Source organism: Streptomyces sp. SS1-1, from assembly GCF_008973465.1.
GTDB lineage: Bacteria > Actinomycetota > Actinomycetes > Streptomycetales > Streptomycetaceae > Streptomyces.
The window spans coordinates 6825728-6842436 of record NZ_WBXN01000004.1; the positions used below are offsets into that span (position 1 = coordinate 6825728).

Annotated in this window: 16 protein-coding genes; 9 read left to right on the top strand and 7 right to left on the bottom strand. The window is 73.6% G+C overall.

Features of this window, described 5'->3' with window-relative positions:
• Nucleotides 1-37 precede the first annotated feature (37 nt).
• Nucleotides 38-487 carry a nitroreductase family deazaflavin-dependent oxidoreductase gene (locus F8R89_RS32660; RefSeq protein ID WP_151787362.1) on the bottom strand — a complete coding sequence of 150 codons (450 nt, stop codon included), beginning with the start codon at nucleotides 485-487 and terminating at the stop codon, nucleotides 38-40.
• A gap of 85 nt (nucleotides 488-572) precedes the next feature.
• Nucleotides 573-1196: a LysE family transporter gene (locus F8R89_RS32665; RefSeq protein WP_192806408.1), complete on the bottom strand. Its 624-nt coding sequence runs from the start codon at nucleotides 1194-1196 to the stop codon at nucleotides 573-575.
• A gap of 319 nt (nucleotides 1197-1515) precedes the next feature.
• On the opposite strand from F8R89_RS32665, the gene F8R89_RS32670 reads away from it, so the two are divergent.
• The 5 genes from F8R89_RS32670 to F8R89_RS32690 all read left to right on the top strand — a co-directional run bounded on the left by F8R89_RS32670 (nucleotide 1516) and on the right by F8R89_RS32690 (nucleotide 6949).
• Nucleotides 1516-2724, top strand: coding sequence for a cytochrome P450 (locus F8R89_RS32670; protein ID WP_151787364.1), 1209 nt, complete (start codon nucleotides 1516-1518; stop codon nucleotides 2722-2724).
• 54 nt (nucleotides 2725-2778) lie between these two features.
• Nucleotides 2779-3000, top strand: coding sequence for a ferredoxin (locus F8R89_RS32675; RefSeq protein ID WP_225994669.1), 222 nt, complete (start codon nucleotides 2779-2781; stop codon nucleotides 2998-3000).
• A gap of 33 nt (nucleotides 3001-3033) precedes the next feature.
• Nucleotides 3034-3576 (top strand): flavoprotein, encoded by a 543-nt coding sequence (locus F8R89_RS32680; protein WP_151787366.1) that lies wholly within the window; start codon nucleotides 3034-3036, stop codon nucleotides 3574-3576.
• A gap of 41 nt (nucleotides 3577-3617) precedes the next feature.
• Nucleotides 3618-4586: an aldo/keto reductase gene (locus tag F8R89_RS32685; RefSeq protein ID WP_151787367.1), complete on the top strand. Its 969-nt coding sequence runs from the start codon at nucleotides 3618-3620 to the stop codon at nucleotides 4584-4586.
• A 398-nt stretch (nucleotides 4587-4984) separates the two neighbouring features.
• Nucleotides 4985-6949 carry an RICIN domain-containing protein gene (locus tag F8R89_RS32690; RefSeq protein WP_225994562.1) on the top strand — a complete coding sequence of 655 codons (1965 nt, stop codon included), beginning with the start codon at nucleotides 4985-4987 and terminating at the stop codon, nucleotides 6947-6949.
• 148 nt (nucleotides 6950-7097) lie between these two features.
• On the opposite strand, the gene F8R89_RS32695 is transcribed toward F8R89_RS32690, so the two are convergent.
• Together F8R89_RS32695 and F8R89_RS32700 are read right to left on the bottom strand one after the other, a co-directional pair.
• Nucleotides 7098-7769 carry a DUF4232 domain-containing protein gene (locus F8R89_RS32695; RefSeq protein WP_192806295.1) on the bottom strand — a complete coding sequence of 224 codons (672 nt, stop codon included), beginning with the start codon at nucleotides 7767-7769 and terminating at the stop codon, nucleotides 7098-7100.
• 66 nt (nucleotides 7770-7835) lie between these two features.
• The gene (locus F8R89_RS32700; RefSeq protein ID WP_151787370.1) at nucleotides 7836-10220 is read right to left on the bottom strand and encodes a SpoIIE family protein phosphatase; all 2385 of its coding nucleotides are present in this window, start codon (nucleotides 10218-10220) and stop codon (nucleotides 7836-7838) included.
• Nucleotides 10221-10459: 239 nt separating this feature from the next.
• Here F8R89_RS32700 and F8R89_RS32705 point away from each other — a divergent pair, with 239 nt between their 5' ends.
• The 3 genes from F8R89_RS32705 to F8R89_RS32715 all read left to right on the top strand — a co-directional run bounded on the left by F8R89_RS32705 (nucleotide 10460) and on the right by F8R89_RS32715 (nucleotide 13022).
• Nucleotides 10460-10741, top strand: a complete 282-nt coding sequence (locus F8R89_RS32705) for a hypothetical protein (protein WP_151787371.1) — start codon at nucleotides 10460-10462, stop codon at nucleotides 10739-10741.
• 3 nt (nucleotides 10742-10744) lie between these two features.
• Nucleotides 10745-11122 carry a toxin Doc gene (locus F8R89_RS32710; RefSeq protein ID WP_151787372.1) on the top strand — a complete coding sequence of 126 codons (378 nt, stop codon included), beginning with the start codon at nucleotides 10745-10747 and terminating at the stop codon, nucleotides 11120-11122.
• Nucleotides 11123-11411: 289 nt separating this feature from the next.
• A complete protein-coding gene (locus F8R89_RS32715; RefSeq protein ID WP_151787373.1) occupies nucleotides 11412-13022 on the top strand; it encodes an RICIN domain-containing protein in 1611 nt (536 codons plus the stop codon).
• A gap of 340 nt (nucleotides 13023-13362) precedes the next feature.
• Here the strand turns inward: F8R89_RS32715 and F8R89_RS32720 are convergent, their stop codons facing one another.
• The gene (locus F8R89_RS32720) at nucleotides 13363-14349 is read right to left on the bottom strand and encodes a 2-hydroxyacid dehydrogenase (RefSeq protein WP_151787374.1); all 987 of its coding nucleotides are present in this window, start codon (nucleotides 14347-14349) and stop codon (nucleotides 13363-13365) included.
• Nucleotides 14346-15515, bottom strand: a complete 1170-nt coding sequence (locus F8R89_RS32725) for a lactate 2-monooxygenase (protein WP_151787375.1) — start codon at nucleotides 15513-15515, stop codon at nucleotides 14346-14348. Before F8R89_RS32725 ends, F8R89_RS32720 begins: the two co-directional genes overlap by 4 nt.
• 406 nt (nucleotides 15516-15921) lie before the next feature.
• Here F8R89_RS32725 and F8R89_RS32730 point away from each other — a divergent pair, with 406 nt between their 5' ends.
• Nucleotides 15922-16356, top strand: coding sequence for a protease inhibitor (locus F8R89_RS32730; RefSeq protein ID WP_151787376.1), 435 nt, complete (start codon nucleotides 15922-15924; stop codon nucleotides 16354-16356).
• 160 nt (nucleotides 16357-16516) lie between these two features.
• Here the strand turns inward: F8R89_RS32730 and F8R89_RS32735 are convergent, their stop codons facing one another.
• The gene (locus F8R89_RS32735) at nucleotides 16517-16699 is read right to left on the bottom strand and encodes a hypothetical protein (RefSeq protein ID WP_151787377.1); all 183 of its coding nucleotides are present in this window, start codon (nucleotides 16697-16699) and stop codon (nucleotides 16517-16519) included.
• Nucleotides 16700-16709: the final 10 nt, after the last annotated feature.

A 16709-nucleotide genomic window follows, 5' to 3' on the forward strand; every position in this document is an offset into this window, starting at 1 on the left:
TGCGTCCCGATGAGAAAAAACTAGGCCGTCCCCGGCCCTACCGCTCGTCGAGCGGCTCCAGGACGAACACCGGGATCTCCCGGTCCGTCTTCTTCTGGTAGTCGGCGTACGGCGGGAAGGCGGCGACGGCCCGCTCCCACCACTCGGCCTTCTCGTCGCCGGTGACCTCACGGGCCCTCATGTCCCGCTTCACCGGGCCGTCCTGCAGCTCGACATGCGGCTCGGCCTTGATGTTGTGGTACCAGACGGGGTGCTTCGGCGCCCCGCCCTGGGAGGCGACCACGGCGTAACGGCCGTCGTGCTCGACGCGCATGAGGGGCGTCTTGCGGATCTTGCCGCTCTTGGCGCCGCGGGTCGTCAGCAGGATGACGGGCAGCCCGGTGTCCTGGAGCGTGGTGCCCTCGGTGCCGCCGGACCGCTCGTACAACTCCACCTGGTCGCGCACCCACTTGCTCGGGCTGGGCTCGTATTCGCCCTCGAGAGGCATGACATCCATCCCATCGTCGTGTACGAGAACTGACACTCCCTCCAACAGTGGCACAGGCGACGATCATCCCGGTCCCGCCGCACCGCTACACCAGCATCCGCACCGCCAGTGCCAGCATCACCGCGCTCGACACCAGCGCGGTCACCAGTCGTCCCCTGAGCCCGGTCAGTACCCGCCCGAGCAGGGCGCCGCCTCCGGCGAGCATCACCTGCCAGCTCGCCGAGGCGGCGAACGCGGCCAGGACGAACACGGCCTGCGCGGTGGCCGGCACGGCGTCCGCCGTGCGGGTGCCGAGGACCAGCGCCGTGAAGTAGACGACGGTGGTCGGGTTCAGCAGGGTGATGCCCAGCAGCGAGAGGTAGGCGCGGCCCGGACCGGGCGGCGGGGGAGCGGACCGGGTGGCGAGGCGATACGCCCGGTACTGGCGGACGGCGAGGGCGGCGCCCCGCACGGCGAGCACCGCCAGCACCAGGGCCGAGGCCCACCGCAGGGGCACCAGCACCGGGCGCAGGGCGGCCGCGAGCGCGGAGCCGCCGAGGCCGGCCAGCAGGGCGTACAGCCCGTCGGCCGTCGCCACGCCGAGCGCGGCGCAGACGCCGGTGCGCAGGGAGGTACGGGCCGTGAGGGAGACGAGGTAGGTCGCGACGGCGCCGACGGGTACGGCGATGCCGTAGCCGGCCAGCAGGCCCGCGACGAGCGCCGCGGTCACGACGTGGCTGGCGTCGGTCCCCACGGTCGGCCGGGCTGCTGCTGGGACCGCACCGGACGGACGGCGGCGGTCGGCGGCAGGCAGGCGATGTTCTTCGGCATGGCCGGATTCTGTGGTCCCCGCCCGGCCCGCGACAAGCGAATTTCCCCCGGCCCGCCACGCGCGGTCATTCCCGTCCCTTGTGGGCGAAGCCTTGTGCGATCATCCCCGGCCAGATTTCCGCGGCCGGAGTTCTGGCCGAACTTGACGTCGTCCTTTAGGTGCCTCGGGCATCTAATAAAGATCGGCACGACGCACCCTTCGTCTGCGAGGTCTTTTCATGACGGACATGACGGAACCCCCCACCGTCGCCTTCCCCCAGAGCCGGACCTGTCCCTACCACCCGCCCGCCGCCTACGACCCCCTGCGCGACACCCGCCCGCTGACCCGCGCGCGTCTCTACGACGGCCGCGTCGTCTGGACGGTCACCGGCCACGGCCTCGCCCGCACCCTGCTCGCCGACCCCCGGCTGTCCACCGATCCCACCCGCCCGGAGTTCCCCGCCACCAGTGAACGCATCGCTCAGGTCCGGCGCCGCCGCTCCGCCCTGCTCGGCGTCGACGACCCCGAACACCGCGCGCAACGGCGCATGATGATCCCCAGCTTCACCCTCCAGCGCGCCACCGCGCTGCGCCCGCACATCCAGCGGATCGTCGACGAACGCCTCGACGCGATGATCGCCGGCGGACCGCCCGCCGACCTGGTCCCCGCGTTCGCGCTGCCGGTGCCCTCCATGGTGATCTGCGCCCTGCTCGGCGTGCCCTACGAGGACCACGACTTCTTCGAGGGACAGTCGCGCCGGCTGCTGCGCGGCCCGACGGCCGCCGACTCCATGGACGCCCGCGCCCGGATGGAGGCGTACTTCGAGGAACTGATCGACCGCAAGCAGCGGCAGGGCACACCCGGTGACGGCGTCCTGGACGAACTCGTCCACCGGCGGCTGGCCGAGGGCGAACTGGACCGCGAGGGGCTCGTCGCGCTCGCCATCATCCTGCTGGTCGCCGGGCACGAGACGACCGCCAACATGATCTCCCTGGGCACCTTCACGCTGCTCAGGCACCCGGAACGGCTGGCCGAACTGCGCGCCGACCCGGACCTGGTGCCCGCCGCCGTCGACGAACTGCTGCGCATGCTGTCCATCGCCGACGGACTGCTGCGCGTCGCCGTCGAGGACATCGAGGTGGCCGGGGAGACGATCCGCGCGGGCGACGGCGTCGTCTTCTCCACCTCGGTCATCAACCGGGACGAGGCCGTCTACGCCGACCCCGACACCCTGGACCTGCACCGCCCGGCCCGGCACCACGTCGCCTTCGGGTTCGGCATCCACCAGTGCCTCGGGCAGAACCTGGCCCGCGCCGAGATGGAGATCGCGCTGCGCACCCTGTTCGGCCGGCTCCCCGGACTGCGCCTGGCGGTCCCCGCGGAGGAAATCCCGTTCAAACCCGGCGACACGATCCAGGGGATGCTGGAACTCCCCGTGACCTGGTAAGAGGCTCCGGTCATGCACAACGAAACGCGTGAGACACACGAGACCACGGCGGCCGTGCCCGGCGAGGCGTCCGGGACCCGCATCGACATCGACCACGACCTCTGCATCGGCGCCGGACAGTGCGCCCTGGCCGCCCCGTCCGTCTTCACCCAGGACGACGACGGCTTCAGCGCCCTGATCCCCGGCCGGGAGGACGGCGGCGGCGACCCGATGGTCCGGGAGGCCGCCCGCGCCTGCCCGGTCAGTGCCATCACCGTCTCCGAGGCCACCGCCTGACGGCACGTCGGGCCCTTGAGTAGGGTTTCCCGGATGACCGAACAGGCCGGGAAACCCTTTCTCTACGTCGTCGTCTGCGCCGCCGGGATCGCGGCGGACGTGGACAAGCTGGCCGGCGCCGCGCTGGAGCGGGACTGGGAGGTCGGGGTCATCGCGACCCCGGCCGCCCTGAACGGCTTCTTCGACACCACCGCCGTCGAGACCCTGACGGGCCGGCCGATCCGCTCCACCTGGCGCACGCCCGCCGACCCCCGCCCCTTCCCGCCGCCGGACGCCGTCGCCGTCGCGCCGGCCACCTTCAACACGATCAACAAGTGGGCGGCCGGCATCGCCGACACCCTGGCCCTGGGCACCCTCTGCGAGGCGGCCGGTCTGGGCGTGCCCGTCGCCGTCCTGCCCTGCGTGGCCGACGCGCTCGCCGCCCACCCGGCCTACCGGGACAGCCTGGAACGGCTGCGCGGCATGGGGGTGCGGTTCGGGGAGCCGTACACGGGCGAGCCCGCGCCGGACGGCACACGGCCGGACTTCCGGTGGGAGCGGGCGCTGGACCTGCTGACGGAGCCGGGAGCGCCGTAGGCTCGCCGGGTAACCCCCTCCCGACGGCAGGAGCAGCAACGATGCAGTACGTGAAGCTCGGTTCGACGGGCCTGGACGTGTCGCGGATCTGTCTGGGCTGCATGACCTACGGGCTCCCGGACCGTGGCACGCACGAGTGGACCCTCGACGAGGAGGCGTCGCGGCCGCTGATCCGGCAGGCGCTCGACGCGGGCGTCAATTTCTTCGACACCGCCAACGTCTACTCCGACGGCACCAGCGAGGAGATCGTCGGCAGGGCGCTGCGCGACTTCGCCCGCCGGGACGAGATCGTCCTCGCGACCAAGGTCCACGGCCGGATGCGCCCCGGACCGAACGGCGCCGGGCTCTCCCGCAAGGCGATCATGACCGAGATCGACCACAGCCTGAGTCGCCTCGGCACCGAGTATGTCGACCTCTACCAGATCCACCGCTTCGACCCGCACACCCCGGTCGAGGAGACCATGGAGGCGCTGCACGACGTGGTGAAGGCGGGCAAAGCCCGTTACATCGGGGCGAGTTCGATGTACGCCTGGCAGTTCTCCAAGATGCAGTACACCGCCGAGCGCAACGGCTGGACGAAGTTCGTCTCCATGCAGAACCACTACAACCTCCTCTACCGGGAGGAGGAGCGGGAGATGCTGCCGCTCTGCGCCGACCAGGGCGTCGGGGTGCTGCCGTGGAGCCCGCTGGCCCGCGGCCGGCTCACCCGCGACTGGGGCACGGCCACCGACCGCAGCACGCACGACGCGTTCGGCAGCAGGCTGTACCCGGACAGCGACCGGGTCGTCGTGGAGGCCGTCACCCGGGTGGCGAACGAGCGCGGTGTCCCGCGCGCCCAGGTCGCCCTCGCCTGGCTGCTGCACCAGGACACCGTGACGGCGCCCATCATCGGCGCCGCCCGTCCGGGGCACCTCGAGGACGCGGTCGCCGCCGTCGAACTGGAGCTGTCCGACAAGGAGTTGGCGGCGCTCCAGGAGCCCTACACGCCCCACCCGGTCATCGGTCACTGAGCGCGCCGCGGACGGAGGCCCCGGCCGGGCGCCGCAAAGGTTGACGCCCCGGTTGTGAAGGCCCCGTGAAGGGGCCTTCGTCCGTATGACCAGCGGAAAATGCCGTGGCGCGGCGCTTCAATGGTTTGCGATGAAGTCGGCGGAGTGCCGAGTGAATCCGTTTTCCCATTGCTTCGCCGATAGCCCCGCAATGCCGATCACCCGGCTATTGACAATTCGTCAAACACTGCTGGCCAGGTATCCGGTGCACAATAAGCGGAGCGGCTTGTTCTCTGTCCCTGGCCTGTGCAAAGGTGTGGCTCGCTCCTTTACGCCTCGCGCTTCACCAGAGCCGCACCCGGAGCATACCCATTGGTATGGACCCTTCAAGCCGCAGTGCCCTCCGGAGGAATGCCCCCGTGCCTGACGCAGGCCTGTCGAATTCACCAGGCGCCGCCCGCTTCTTTGAAGTGCCCGACGCTCAACTGAGCGCCGAACTCAAGAAGTGGACGGGAGCGGCACCGGCGCTCCACCCCGTCGGAGAACTCCTCGACCGGCACTGGGAGGCGGGCTTCGCCTACGCACGGCTGTGCACCGCCGACACCCGCACCGCGGGCATGCTCACCACGGCGGCGTTCACCCGCCTGTTCGGCGAGACCCTCCGGCAGACCGGGCCGACCGCCGCCTGGCGCCCCCGGCTCCTCGTCACCGTCGGCCGGATCGCCGCCGAATGGGACGCCGACCACCGGCGCGAACTCCTCCACCCCGGGCTGCGCTCAGGCCCCGACGGCGTCGGAGCCGCCGCCCGCCTGCAGCCGCCGGACCACCGCCGGCTGCTCTCCGAGGCGTTCGCACGGCTGCCCCAGTCGGCCCGCTGCCTGCTGTGGCACACCGAGGTCGAGGCCGAACCGGCGTCCGTACCGGCCGCACTCCTCGGCATGGACGCGGAGACCGGACGCCTGGAGCTGGAGCGCGCCCGCGACCGGCTGCGCGAGGAACTCCTCCAGGTCCACCGCGAACTCGCCCCCGAGCACGAGTGCCGCCAGTACCTGCGGATGCTCGACGTGACCTACCGGCGCGGCGGTGTCGACGTCGACCCCGACCTGCGCGCGCATCTGAACCGCTGCGCGCACTGCAGCGGCACCGCGGACCAGCTCGGCGTCTTCAACGGCGGACTGGGCATCGCCCTCGCCGAGTCCGTGCTCGGCTGGGGCGCGCGGGCCTATCTGATCGCCCGCGTGAGCCCCGGCGCGCAGCCTCCCGTCTCCGCGCCCGACCCGTACGGGCCGATCGCGGGCGAGTCCTTCTTCGCCGACACCGGCGCCGCGGCCTCCGCCGCGCGCCCCCACCCCTCGGCGTTCACCTCCGTCACGGCCCCGGACACCGCGGGGACGCCCGCCGGCGTACCCGGCCCGCGCAGCGCCCGCCGGGCCGCCCGCCGCTCCGGCGCACGCCGCGAGCCCACCGGGCCCGCCCGCCGCGGCGCCCGCGCCTGCTCCAGCCGCGTCGCCGTGAAGGTGGCCCGCCGCGCCGCCCGGCGCCGCAACCTGTCGGCGGCCGTCGCCACCGTCAGCGCCCTGGTCGTGCTGCCCCTGGTGATCTGGTCCGCCGCCGGTTCCGACGGCGGCACCGACGACACCGCCGTACCCACCGCCCACGGCCAGCGGCCGTCCGGCTCGGCGAGCCCCGAGAAGGACGCCCCCAGCCGCAACCCCGCGTGGGCGGGCGCCGCCGAGGCGGCCAAGGGCGACCTGCGGGGCCGGCTCCACAACATCGGCTCCGGGCTGTGCGTGGCCGTCGTGGGTGGCCGGGCCGTCGAGGGAGCGGAGACCGAACTGACCGCCTGCGCCCCCGGTCCCGCCCAGGAGTGGACGTACGAGACCGACGGGCTGATCCGCAGCGCCGCCGACCCCGGCCTGTGCCTCGACTCCCACCTCGGCTACTCGGTCCGGCTCGCCCCCTGCCAGGTCACCGGCGCGGGCGGCGACGACGTCCGCTACGACTTCACGCTGCCCGGCGCCCTGATACCCCGCTTCGACCAGGAACTCGCGCTGAGCCCCGCGGCCACCGACGGCTCCGGCGCCCTGGTGCTCAAGAGCCGCGACGACGACAACGGCACACAGCACTGGGCCGTTGACACCGCGCGCACCACCTCCGCGCTGGAGACGGTCACCTTCGCCCCGAAGCCCGCCGCCGCCGTCAGGCCGGCCCCACCACCCGCCCACACCCCGGCGCCGCCCTCCGCGCACACCCCCGCCACCAAGTCCGCCCGCACGGCACCGCCCCCGACCGCACCCCCGGCCGCCCGGGCGCCCGGCGCGCCGGCGGGCGAGGGCGGGCCGAGGGGCGGCGGCCGTGGGCCCGGGGGTGGCGCCCACCGCTGAGCGGTCGGTCCGACCGCGGCCTGCGCGTTGGAGCAGGTCACTGGGTTTGCGGCGTCCGATGCCAAGGCCCCTTCCACGCACACCCGAGCCGCTTGGTCCGGTCGCACGACAGCGCCTCCGGCACGGCGGCCACCGTCGAGCCGTCCCGTCAGTCGCCCGTGCCCGGCTGGAGGATCGTGAGGAAGACCGTGGACTCGTTGCCGCCCACCGGTACCTCGCCCGATGTCCAGGCCACCCGGAGCGGGTCCCGTTCGTCCGGTGGTGTCACCAGCAGTTCCTTCGGTTCGGCCGTGCGGGCCCCGCTGATCTCGGGGCTCGCGAAGGTCAGCCCGGCCCAGGCGCTGGCACCCGGCGCCAGTGAGACCGTCGCCGGGGTGTCCGGGGAGCGGCGCGGGTCGGGGCCGAGCTGCCGGCCGGAGGCGTCCACGAAGGCGGCGCCGGGGTAGCCGCGCACGGTGCAGGTGCGGTCGGCGCGGTTGGTCAGCACGATCGGGAAGTTGCGCTGCCCCGCTCCGGGGCTCGGGCGGCCGAGGCGCGCCCGCAGCTCGGAGGTGTGGCAGCGGGGCGCGGCGGCGCCCGACTGGGTCACCGGGCTCTCCGTGTCCGGGGTGCCGGGTGTGGTGGCGGGCGTCGTCGTCGCGGGGCCCGTGCCCGCGGCCGTGCCCGGTGCGGTCGTCGCCCCCTCGCCGGCGGACGGTGTCCCCGAGGCGCCGGTGCCGTCCGCGCAGGCGGTGAGCAGGCACAGCAGCGCGGCGGCGGTCACCGGGAGGGCGGCCCGGCGGCCTCGGACCGAGAAGGGGGATTGCGGTGCGCGTCCCATTGCTCCCATGTCTGTGAGGCATCCCCGTTTTCCCGGCGCGTAGTCACCGTTCCGGGCGCGTCGTCCTCACTCCTCGCCGAGCAACCCGATCTCCGCCCAGATGGTCTTGCCCTCGGCGGTGTGCCGGCTGCCCCAGCGCTGGGTGAGCTGGGCGACCAGCAGCAGCCCCCGGCCGCCCTCGTCGTACGTCTTCGCGCGGCGCAGGTGCGGGGCGGTGTGGCTGGTGTCGGACACCTCGCAGATCAGGGTCGTGGCGTCGTGGATGAGCCGGAGCCGTATCGGGTGCATGCCGTAGCGGATGGCGTTGGTGACCAGTTCGCTCACCACCAGTTCGGCGGTGAACGTGGCCTCGGACAGGCCCCACCGGCCGATCTGCTCCACGACCTGCTTGCGGATCGGCGCCACCAGCGCCGGGTCCGCCGGGATGTCCCAGGTCGCCACCGCGGAGGACGGCAGCCCCTGGGTGCGGGCCAGCAGCAGGGCCACGTCGTCGGCGGCACCGCCCGCCGGGAGCAGCGAGTCCAGCACCCTGTCACAGGTCTCGTCGAGGGAGCCGGACGCCGCCGCGAGCGACTCGCACAGCAGCGCGTGGCTGGCGTCGATGTCCCGCTCCCGCGACTCGATCAGCCCGTCGGTGTACAGCGCGAGGACGGTGCCCTCGCGCAGCTCGAACTCCGCCGACTCGAACGGCAGTCCGCCCAGGCCCAGCGGGGGCCCGGCCGGCAGGTCGATCTCCACGGGCCCCTCGCCCGGCGCCACCATCACCGGCGGTGGATGCCCGGCACGGGCCAGCGTGCAGCGCCGGGAGACCGGGTCGTACACCGCGTACAGGCAGGTGGCGCCGACCTCGCCGAACACACCGTCCGTGCCGACTTCCTCCGACAGGCGCACGACGAGGTCGTCGAGGTGGGTGAGGAGCTCGTCGGGAGCGAGGTCGATGTCGGCGAGGGTGCGCACCGCCGTGCGCAGCCGGCCCATCGTCGCCGACGCCTGGATGCCGTGCCCCACGACGTCGCCGACGACCATCGCCACCCGCATCCCGGACAGCGGGATCACGTCGAACCAGTCGCCGCCCACCCCGGAGCGCGCCGCCGGAAGGTAACGGGAGGCCGCCTCCAGCGCGGCGGTGCGCGGCAGGGTGCGCGGCAGCAGGCTGCGCTGCAGGGCCAGCGCGGTCTCGCGCTCCCGGGAGTAGCGGCGGGCGTTGTCGATGCAGACGGCGGCGCGCGCGGTGACCTCCTCCGCCAGCAGCACGTCGTCCGGGGTGAACGGATGAGGGTTCGCGAACCGCGACAGCACCGCGACGCCCAGGGTCGTGCCGCGGGCCTGGATGGGCACGGACATCGCGGTGTGGATGCTGTACTCCTTGATCCGGTCGGCGCGCTGCGGGTCCCACGACAGCCACTGGTCGAGGTCGCCGGTCGCGGCCGAGGCGACGATGGTGTGGCCGGCCAGCAGCGCGTCGGCCTGCGGGGACGTGGCCGGGTACACGTCCAGCCGACCCGGCTTGACGACGACCCCGGCGCTGCCGTCCGCGTCGATGATCCGGTGCGCGGTGCGCCGCAGCCCGATCGGCGCCACCGGCCGGCCCACGGGCGGATCGCCGTGCTCGGCCGGATCCAGCAGATCGACGCTGACGAAGTCGGCGAGCGCGGGCACACAGATGTCCGCCAGCTCCTGGGCCGTGGTCGTCACGTCGAGGGTGGTGCCGATGCGCACGCTGGCCTCGTTCACCAGCTGGAGGCGCTCCTGCGCCTGGTACTGCTCGGTGAAGTCGTGCGCGGCGACCGACACGCCCCGCACCCGGCCCAGGCCGTCCCGGATCGGGGCCATCCGGGCCAGCCAGCTCAGCGTGCGGTCACCGCCGACCGGCACATACGTCCGTACGGCCGTGCCGCGGCCCGTGGTGAGCACCTGGCGCAGCCGGCCCTCCAGGTCGTGGCCGTGCGCCATGCCGGTCATCTCGACGATGCGCAGACCGCGCACGTTCTCCGCGGGCAGGCCCAGCACCTCAGCCATCACCTTGTTGATGCTGCGCACCCGCAGCCGCTCGTCGTAGATCGCGATGGCGCACGGGGAGTCGAGGAGGGAGACGTCGTCCAGCGGATCGTCGTGCGCGCGGGTGCCCTCCGGGTCCAGCGGTGTGACGACCAGCCACCGGGCGGGGCCCTGCCCCGGATGCGGCACCCGGTGGACGAGCACCCACACGGGGAGCGTGCCGCCGTCGCGGCGGCGCAGCGTGACGACGCCGTCCCAGCGGTCGCCGTCCGGGGGGACGGCCCCGTCCGCGCCCGGGCCGGCCAGCAGGTCCGCCGCCGGGCGGCCCACGACGTCGGTCGCCGAGTGGCCCAGGAGGCGTTCCGCCCCGGCGTTCCACTCGACGAGCAGGCCGTCGGCGTCGATGACGGCCCGGGCCGTCGAGGCCTCGTCGACCGGGTGATCCGGGCTCATGCGCGCAGCTCCCACGGGCACACTCACGGTGAACAAGCGTGTCACTCGCGCCCCAGCCTAGGCCCTCCGGGCGACTTCCCGCCTGCTCAGGGCCGGGCCCGGCCCCGGACGCTCGCGGCCGGACTCCTCCGGCCGTCGGCGGCCGGTCCCGCCCGGCCGCGCGACGCGGCGGTACCGGCCTGTCCAGCGTCTGACCTGGGGGGATTTACGCCGAAGTACCCGGGCGGTACCGTGAGGACATGCCAGCTCTCAACGTGGAGTTCAGCGACCGTGAGCTCGAGGATCTGCGGCAGATCGCCAAGGAACGCGGCACCTCGATGAAAGCGCTCGTACGGGAGGCCGCTGCGGCCGACATAGCCCGGCACCGCGCGCTCCAGGAGGGCGCCGAGGCGTTCCGCAGGTTCTTCTCCTCGCACGCCGAGGAGTTCGCCGCCGCCTTTCCCGACGACGAGCCGCCGGCCGGTGGCGCGGGACGGCCCGGCGGCGAGCGACGGTCCGGCGGCGAGGGGCGGGCCGCCTGACCGATGGCATCCGTCCTTCACATCGACGTGCCCTGGCTGCTCCAGCGACATGAAGAGGTCCTGCCGGACCAGCCCACCGTCAACGACTTCTCCGCGCTGGTCGCCGCCGTCGCCCGGCACCGGGTGGACCCGCCCCGGCTCGGCGTCGACTCCGACCCGGCCTGGCGCGCCGCCGCGCTGCTGCACACCCTCGCCGTGCTCAAGCCGCTGCCCTCGGCCAACGCCCGCTTCGCCTGCGCCTCCGCCGTGGCCTACATGTTCGTCAGCGGCGTCGGCATCGACCCGCCCTACGGCGCTCTGGTCGACCTCGCCCGCGATCTGATGTCCGGCAAGACGGATGTGTACGGCGCGGCCGACCGCTTGCGATCCTGGCAGATCTGATCGTCGCGCGGGCCCTGTTTTCCCGCGTTGTGCGGAGGGGGATTCTGACTTTATTTCAATTGATGCTGATGTTGCCCAAGTGCCTTGTTGGGTCTGAGTGCGCTGTGCAAGGGTGAATGCCGTGGGAGTGGAATAGGCCGGGGCTCAAGCGTTCCGCGGGGGAATCGGTGCGGACGGGCGTCGCGGAATTTCCGCCCCCGCGATCGCGCCGGAGAGGTCCACGGCATGTCGCTCGCTCCTTTTCGGCGATCGGAACTTCTGTGTTCGCGTGCGGGAAGGAATCCGTTCAGTGCCCACCCCCCACCCCCCTCGACCTCCCTATCCGCCACCGGGAGGTCTCCCCGAGGAGTCCGACGAAGGACTCGCCGCCCGGCTGCGGGGCCGGACCGACAGCGAGGCCGCGCCCTCCGTCGCCCTGCTCATGGCGCGGCACTGGGAGCCGGTCCACGCCTACGCGGTGATCTGTCTGGCGGCCCCCGCCGGCGCCGCCTCCCACATGCTCACCGCCGCCGCCTTCCATCAGGTGCTCGACCGTCTGGCGCTGGGCGAGCCCGCCGCCGCGCTGCGTCCCCGGCTGCTCGTGGCGGTCCGGGACACGGTCCGGCACTGGTCCGGGGACGAGCGGATAACGGGGACGGTGCCGGAACTGGGCAAACCCTCCGGCGGGCGCGGTATGCGGACCACGAAGTCCCTGACGCCGGAAAATCGACGGCTCGCCGACCGGTCATTCCAGGCGCTTCCGGGACTCGCCCGATGCCTGCTCTGGCACACGGAGGTGGAGGCGGAGCCGCTGAATGTCCCCGCCGGACTGCTCGGCCTCGATCCCGTTACCGCGAGGGCGGCACTCGAACAGGCGCGGGACAAATTCCGTGAAGGTTGTGTACATGCCCATCGGGAACTCGCGCCCACGAAGGATTGCCGGTTCTACAACCGCCTCCTCGACGTCCCCATTCGCCGGGGCGGCGCCCTGCTGCCGGATGTGGAGGCGCATCTGGCGCAGTGCCGTTACTGCCGGAACGCGGCCGAACAACTGAGCCATTTCGAGGGCGGGCTGGGTGTGCTCATCGCCGAGTCCGTCCTCGGCTGGGGGGCGCGCCGCTACCTCGAGACCCGTCCGGGCCGGGCCCCGTCGCGCACCCGTGGCGGCGCCCGGCACGGCGCGGCCCGCCGCCGGCTGCTGGCGCGCGTGCCCACACAGGTCCGCAGGGTGGCCGGCCCGCCCCGCCCCTCACGGACGCTGCTGACCGGGGTGGGGGTCGCCTCCGCCGGGCTGATCGCCCTGCTGCTCGTCGCCGGGTTGCTCACGGAGGACGACGGTGTCGATCCGGCCGCCTCGGCGACCGCCGGAAGCCCCGGCACCCGCCTCCCGCCCGCCGTGTCCTCCGCGCCGCCCGGCACCGCCCAGGCACCGGCCGTGCCGTCGCGCACCCGGCTGCGGAACGCCGCCGCCGGCCTGTGCCTCGGCGTCCGGGGCGAACCGGGCCCCGGCGCGGGCACCGAACTCGCCGCCTGCTCCGACGACATCGGCCAGACGTGGTCGTACGACAAGGACGGACGGCTGCGCAGCGCGGCCGACCCCGACCTGTGCCTGGACTCCCGCGCGGACGCCGGAGTGGTGATCCTCGGCAGATGCGCCCCCTCGGGGTCCGGGCGCGCCGAGGACGTGCGCTACGACCTCACGGTCCGGGGCGAGGTCCTGCCCCGCTGGGACGAACGCCTCGCCCTGGCGGCGGCCGCCCCCGACCCGGGAGCCGACATCGTCGTCAAGGTCCGCGACCGCTCCGACACCCAACGCTGGCTGACGGACCCCCCGACCTCCGCGACCCCGGACGCCCTGTCGAGCGCGGTGGTGGGCCCGGCGGGGGCGCGGGGCGCCGGGCTGGGGGAGCGGGGCGCGTAGTCGTCCGAGGGGGCGAGGGTGCCGGCCCTGGTGGGGAGGGGCCGGCACCGTGGTGCCCCGTCTTCCGGCGCCTGTTGGTGGCTGCGGGACGGGTCGGAGCCGGCGAGCCCCGGATGCGCTGTGGAGTGCGGTGGTGGGTCCGCGGGCGCGCGGGGCGCCGGGCCGGGGGAGTGGGGCGCGTAGTCGTCCGAGGGAGGGCGCCGTTCCCGTTGGGGAGGGGGCCGGCACCGTTGTGCTCCGCCCTCCGACGCTCAGACCCCGTCCGTGTCCGCCGCCCCCGCACACCCGCTGTCGAGCGTGGGCCACCGTCCTGGCCGACTCGTCCGCTGTCGACGTCGGTTCAGGAGGATCCGTCCACCGCGTCCCGCACCGTGCCGTCCGTCAGGTAGTCCGTCACGTTGCGTACCGCTGCCAGGGCGATGCGGACCATCGTCTCGCGGGTGACTCCGCCGACGTGCGGGGAGAGGACGACGTTCGGGGCGTGGAGCAACCGCAGGGCGGGCGTGGGGGGTTCGGGGTCGAAGACGTCCAGGCCCGCCCCGGCCAGGGCGCCCTTCTCCAGAGCGTCCGCCAGGGCGTTCTGGTCGATCAGGGCGCCCCGTGCCGTGTTGACCACGAACGCCGACGGTTTGAGCAGTGCGAGGCGCCGGGCGTCCAGCAGGTGCCGCGTCTCCTCGGTGAGCGGGGTGTGCAGGGAGACGTAGTCGGAGAGCCGGCACAGCTCGTCGAGCGGCACATGGCGGGCGCCGCCCGCCTCCGCCTCTGCTTCCGGTGCCGCCCGCCGGCGTCCGGCGTAGACGACGGTCATGTCGAACGCGACGGCCCGCCGGGCGACCTGACGCCCGATCTGACCGAGGCCCACGATGCCGAGCGTCTTGCCGGACAGCTCGGTGAGCGAGCCCTGGAGGCGGGGGAGCGCCCACTCGCCCTCGGCGAGCGCGAGGTGCCCGGGGACCACCTGTTTGGCCAGCGCCAGCATCAGCGCGAAGGTCTGCTCGGCCACGTTCTGCGCCTCGGCGCCGCTGGAGCCGATCGTGCACACCCGGATGCCGCGCTCCCGGGCCGCCGTCACGTCGACGTAGTCGAACCCGTGGCTCGCGCACTGCACCAGTTCCAGCTCCGGCGCCGCGGCGAGGTGGGTGGCGGTGACCGGGGCCAGGGCGGTGATGACGACCTGGGCGCGGCGCAGCGCGTCCGGGTCCTCGTCGGCCGCCTCGACGACGGTGACGTGCGCGTCGCCGGGCAGCAGCGCGGCCAGTCCGGCGCCGACGCCCCGGCCGCCGACGTGCGGCGGGACGACGGCCAGCACGTGCCGGGCGGCGCTCACGCGGTCGCCTCCACGAGGTCGCCGGGGCCGACGGTGCCGGGGCCCGCGTGCCCGGACAGGGCGAGCGTGAGGTCGAGTTCGGCGAGCAGGCAGCGGATGACGTGCTCGACGCCCGCCTGTCCGTCGAGTCCGAGCCCGTACGCGTACGGCCGTCCGACGAGGACCGCCCGTGCGCCGAGGGCGAGGGCCTTGAAGATGTCGTCCCCGGTGCGCACCCCGCTGTCGAACAGCACCGTCAGCCGGTCACCGACCGCCTCCACCACACCGGGCAGGGCGTCCGCGGCGCCGATCGAGCCGGCCACCTGGCGTCCGCCGTGGTTGGAGACGATCACGCCGTCCATCCCGGCGTCGGCGGCGGCCCGGGCGTCGTCCGGGTGCAGGACGCCCTTGAGGACGATGGGGCCGTCCCAGTTCTCCCGCAGGAACGCGAGGTCCGGCCAGGTCTTCGCCGGATCGGAGAACATGCCGACGAAGTGCATGACGGCGGCGTTCGGGTCCTCGTGGACGGGCTTGGCCAGACCGGCCTGGAAGGCGGGGTCGGAGAAGTAGTTGGCGGTGCCGACGCCGTGCAGGAAGGGCAGGTACGCCTGGTCGAGATCGCGCGGCCGCCAGGCGAGCATCGGGGTGTCGAGGGTGACGACGAGCGCGGTGTACCCGGCGGTCTTCGCCCGGCCCAGGAAGCTGCGCGCCACCTCCGGGTCCTTCGGCCAGTACAGCTGGAACCAGCGCTCGGCGTCGCCCATCGCCTCCGCCACCCGCTCCAGCGGGGTGCTGGACGCGGACGACAGGATGAACGGCACGCCCTGCGCGGCGGCGGCGCGGGCGGCCGCGCTCTCGGCGTCCGGGTGCATGATCGACAGCACGCCGATCGGCGCCAGCGCGACGGGGGCGGGCAGGGCGCGGCCCAGCACCTCGACGGACAGGTCCCGTTCGTGGACGTCCCGCAGCATGCGCGGGACGATCCGGCGGCGGTCCAGGGCCGCCCGGTTGGCGCGGGCCGTGCTGCCGGCGCCGGCGCTGCCCGCCACATAGCCCACGGGGCCGGGGCCGAGGCGCTGTTCGGTCAGCTCCTCCAGCCGGGTCAGGTCGGTGGGGAGCCGGGGCACGGCGCCCGACATGCCGTTCAGATAGATCTCGTACTGGAAGTCGGCCCAGTGCCTGCCCATGCGTACGACCCGCCTCTCGTCCCTGAGACCGCGCTGTACGCAGACCATACCGACCGGTAGGGCAGGCGGGGACCGGGGGGCGCACACCGGCGTGCGGGGGTGGATCGTGTGGTCGGACCCCGCTCAGGTCTCCACCAGAGGCCCCCAACCGGAATGTTTCAGGCCTATTAATGAACCCATGGAAACCAGCCAGCGGGCGACTTCGAGCGATCAGGAATGGCCACGTTCCGGCATTGGAACGTTCGAATTCCGTTACTTCGCGCCACTGATTCAATACGCAAGGTTACTGAAACCCGTGGTGTCGATGTGAGTTTCGGCGGCGGACTCGGCAGACTCCCGCTCGTCGTTCCGGCACCGATCGCGCCGGAGCCGGCACACCCCCGACACAAGCGGAAGGATGCACACAATGCGGAACACCGCGCGCTGGGCAGCGACCCTCGCTCTGACGGCCACCGCCGTCTGCGGACCCCTCACCGGGTCCGCCCTGGCCGCCCCCGACGCCGCTCCCGCCTCGCTCTACGCCCCCTCGGCGCTGGTGCTGACCCTCGCTCACGGCGACACCGCCGCCCTCGCCTCCCCGGCACGCGCGGTGACCCTGAGCTGCGCCCCGACGCCCTCCGGCACCCATCCCGCCCCGGCGGCGGCCTGTGCCGAACTGCGGGGCCTGAACGGCGACTTCGACGCCCTGAGAGCGACCGAAGGGGTGATGTGCACCAAGCAGTACGACCCCGTCGTCGTCACCGTGGACGGGGTCTGGCAGGGCAAGCGCGTCTCCTATGAACGCGCGTTCGCCAACGACTGCGTGAAGGGCTCCTTCGGGACCAGCCTCTTCGCGTTCTGAGACCGGGGCGGCACCTGGGACCCCGTGCAGTGCGTCCGGGCTCGCGGATGGGGAGATGCGAGCACGGCCGAGGGGTCGGGTGTCACCTCGCATGGGTGCCGGCCGGGCGGAGTGGGGCCGCCCGACCGGCACCCAGATCGTTGTACGGACCCACGGCCCGTCAGTCGCCCCGCGACTGCTCCTGGGCCTCCTGGTTGGGAGTGACCGCCTCACCGGCCTCGCCCCTGCGGCGGCGCTCGGCGGGGGTCTCCCGGACCCGGCGCCCGGCCTCGGCGACCTCCTCCGTCACCTCCTCCAGGGCGGTCTCGGGGTGCTCCTGGTGCTGCCTGTCGTCCTGGGACACGGACTGCTCC

Bases quoted from the DNA above. Each gene is read 5' to 3' on its own strand.
- F8R89_RS32660 (WP_151787362.1), bottom strand. From the start codon at position 487: ATGCCTCTCGAGGGCGAATACGAGCCCAGCCCGAGCAAGTGGGTGCGC.
- F8R89_RS32670 (WP_151787364.1), top strand. From the start codon at position 1,516: ATGACGGACATGACGGAACCCCCCACCGTCGCCTTCCCCCAGAGCCGG.
- F8R89_RS32680 (WP_151787366.1), top strand. From the start codon at position 3,034: ATGACCGAACAGGCCGGGAAACCCTTTCTCTACGTCGTCGTCTGCGCC.
- F8R89_RS32685 (WP_151787367.1), top strand. From the start codon at position 3,618: ATGCAGTACGTGAAGCTCGGTTCGACGGGCCTGGACGTGTCGCGGATC.
- F8R89_RS32695 (WP_192806295.1), bottom strand. From the start codon at position 7,769: ATGGGACGCGCACCGCAATCCCCCTTCTCGGTCCGAGGCCGCCGGGCC.
- F8R89_RS32700 (WP_151787370.1), bottom strand. From the start codon at position 10,220: ATGAGCCCGGATCACCCGGTCGACGAGGCCTCGACGGCCCGGGCCGTC.
- F8R89_RS32705 (WP_151787371.1), top strand. From the start codon at position 10,460: ATGCCAGCTCTCAACGTGGAGTTCAGCGACCGTGAGCTCGAGGATCTG.
- F8R89_RS32710 (WP_151787372.1), top strand. From the start codon at position 10,745: ATGGCATCCGTCCTTCACATCGACGTGCCCTGGCTGCTCCAGCGACAT.
- F8R89_RS32725 (WP_151787375.1), bottom strand. From the start codon at position 15,515: ATGGGCAGGCACTGGGCCGACTTCCAGTACGAGATCTATCTGAACGGC.
- F8R89_RS32730 (WP_151787376.1), top strand. From the start codon at position 15,922: ATGCGGAACACCGCGCGCTGGGCAGCGACCCTCGCTCTGACGGCCACC.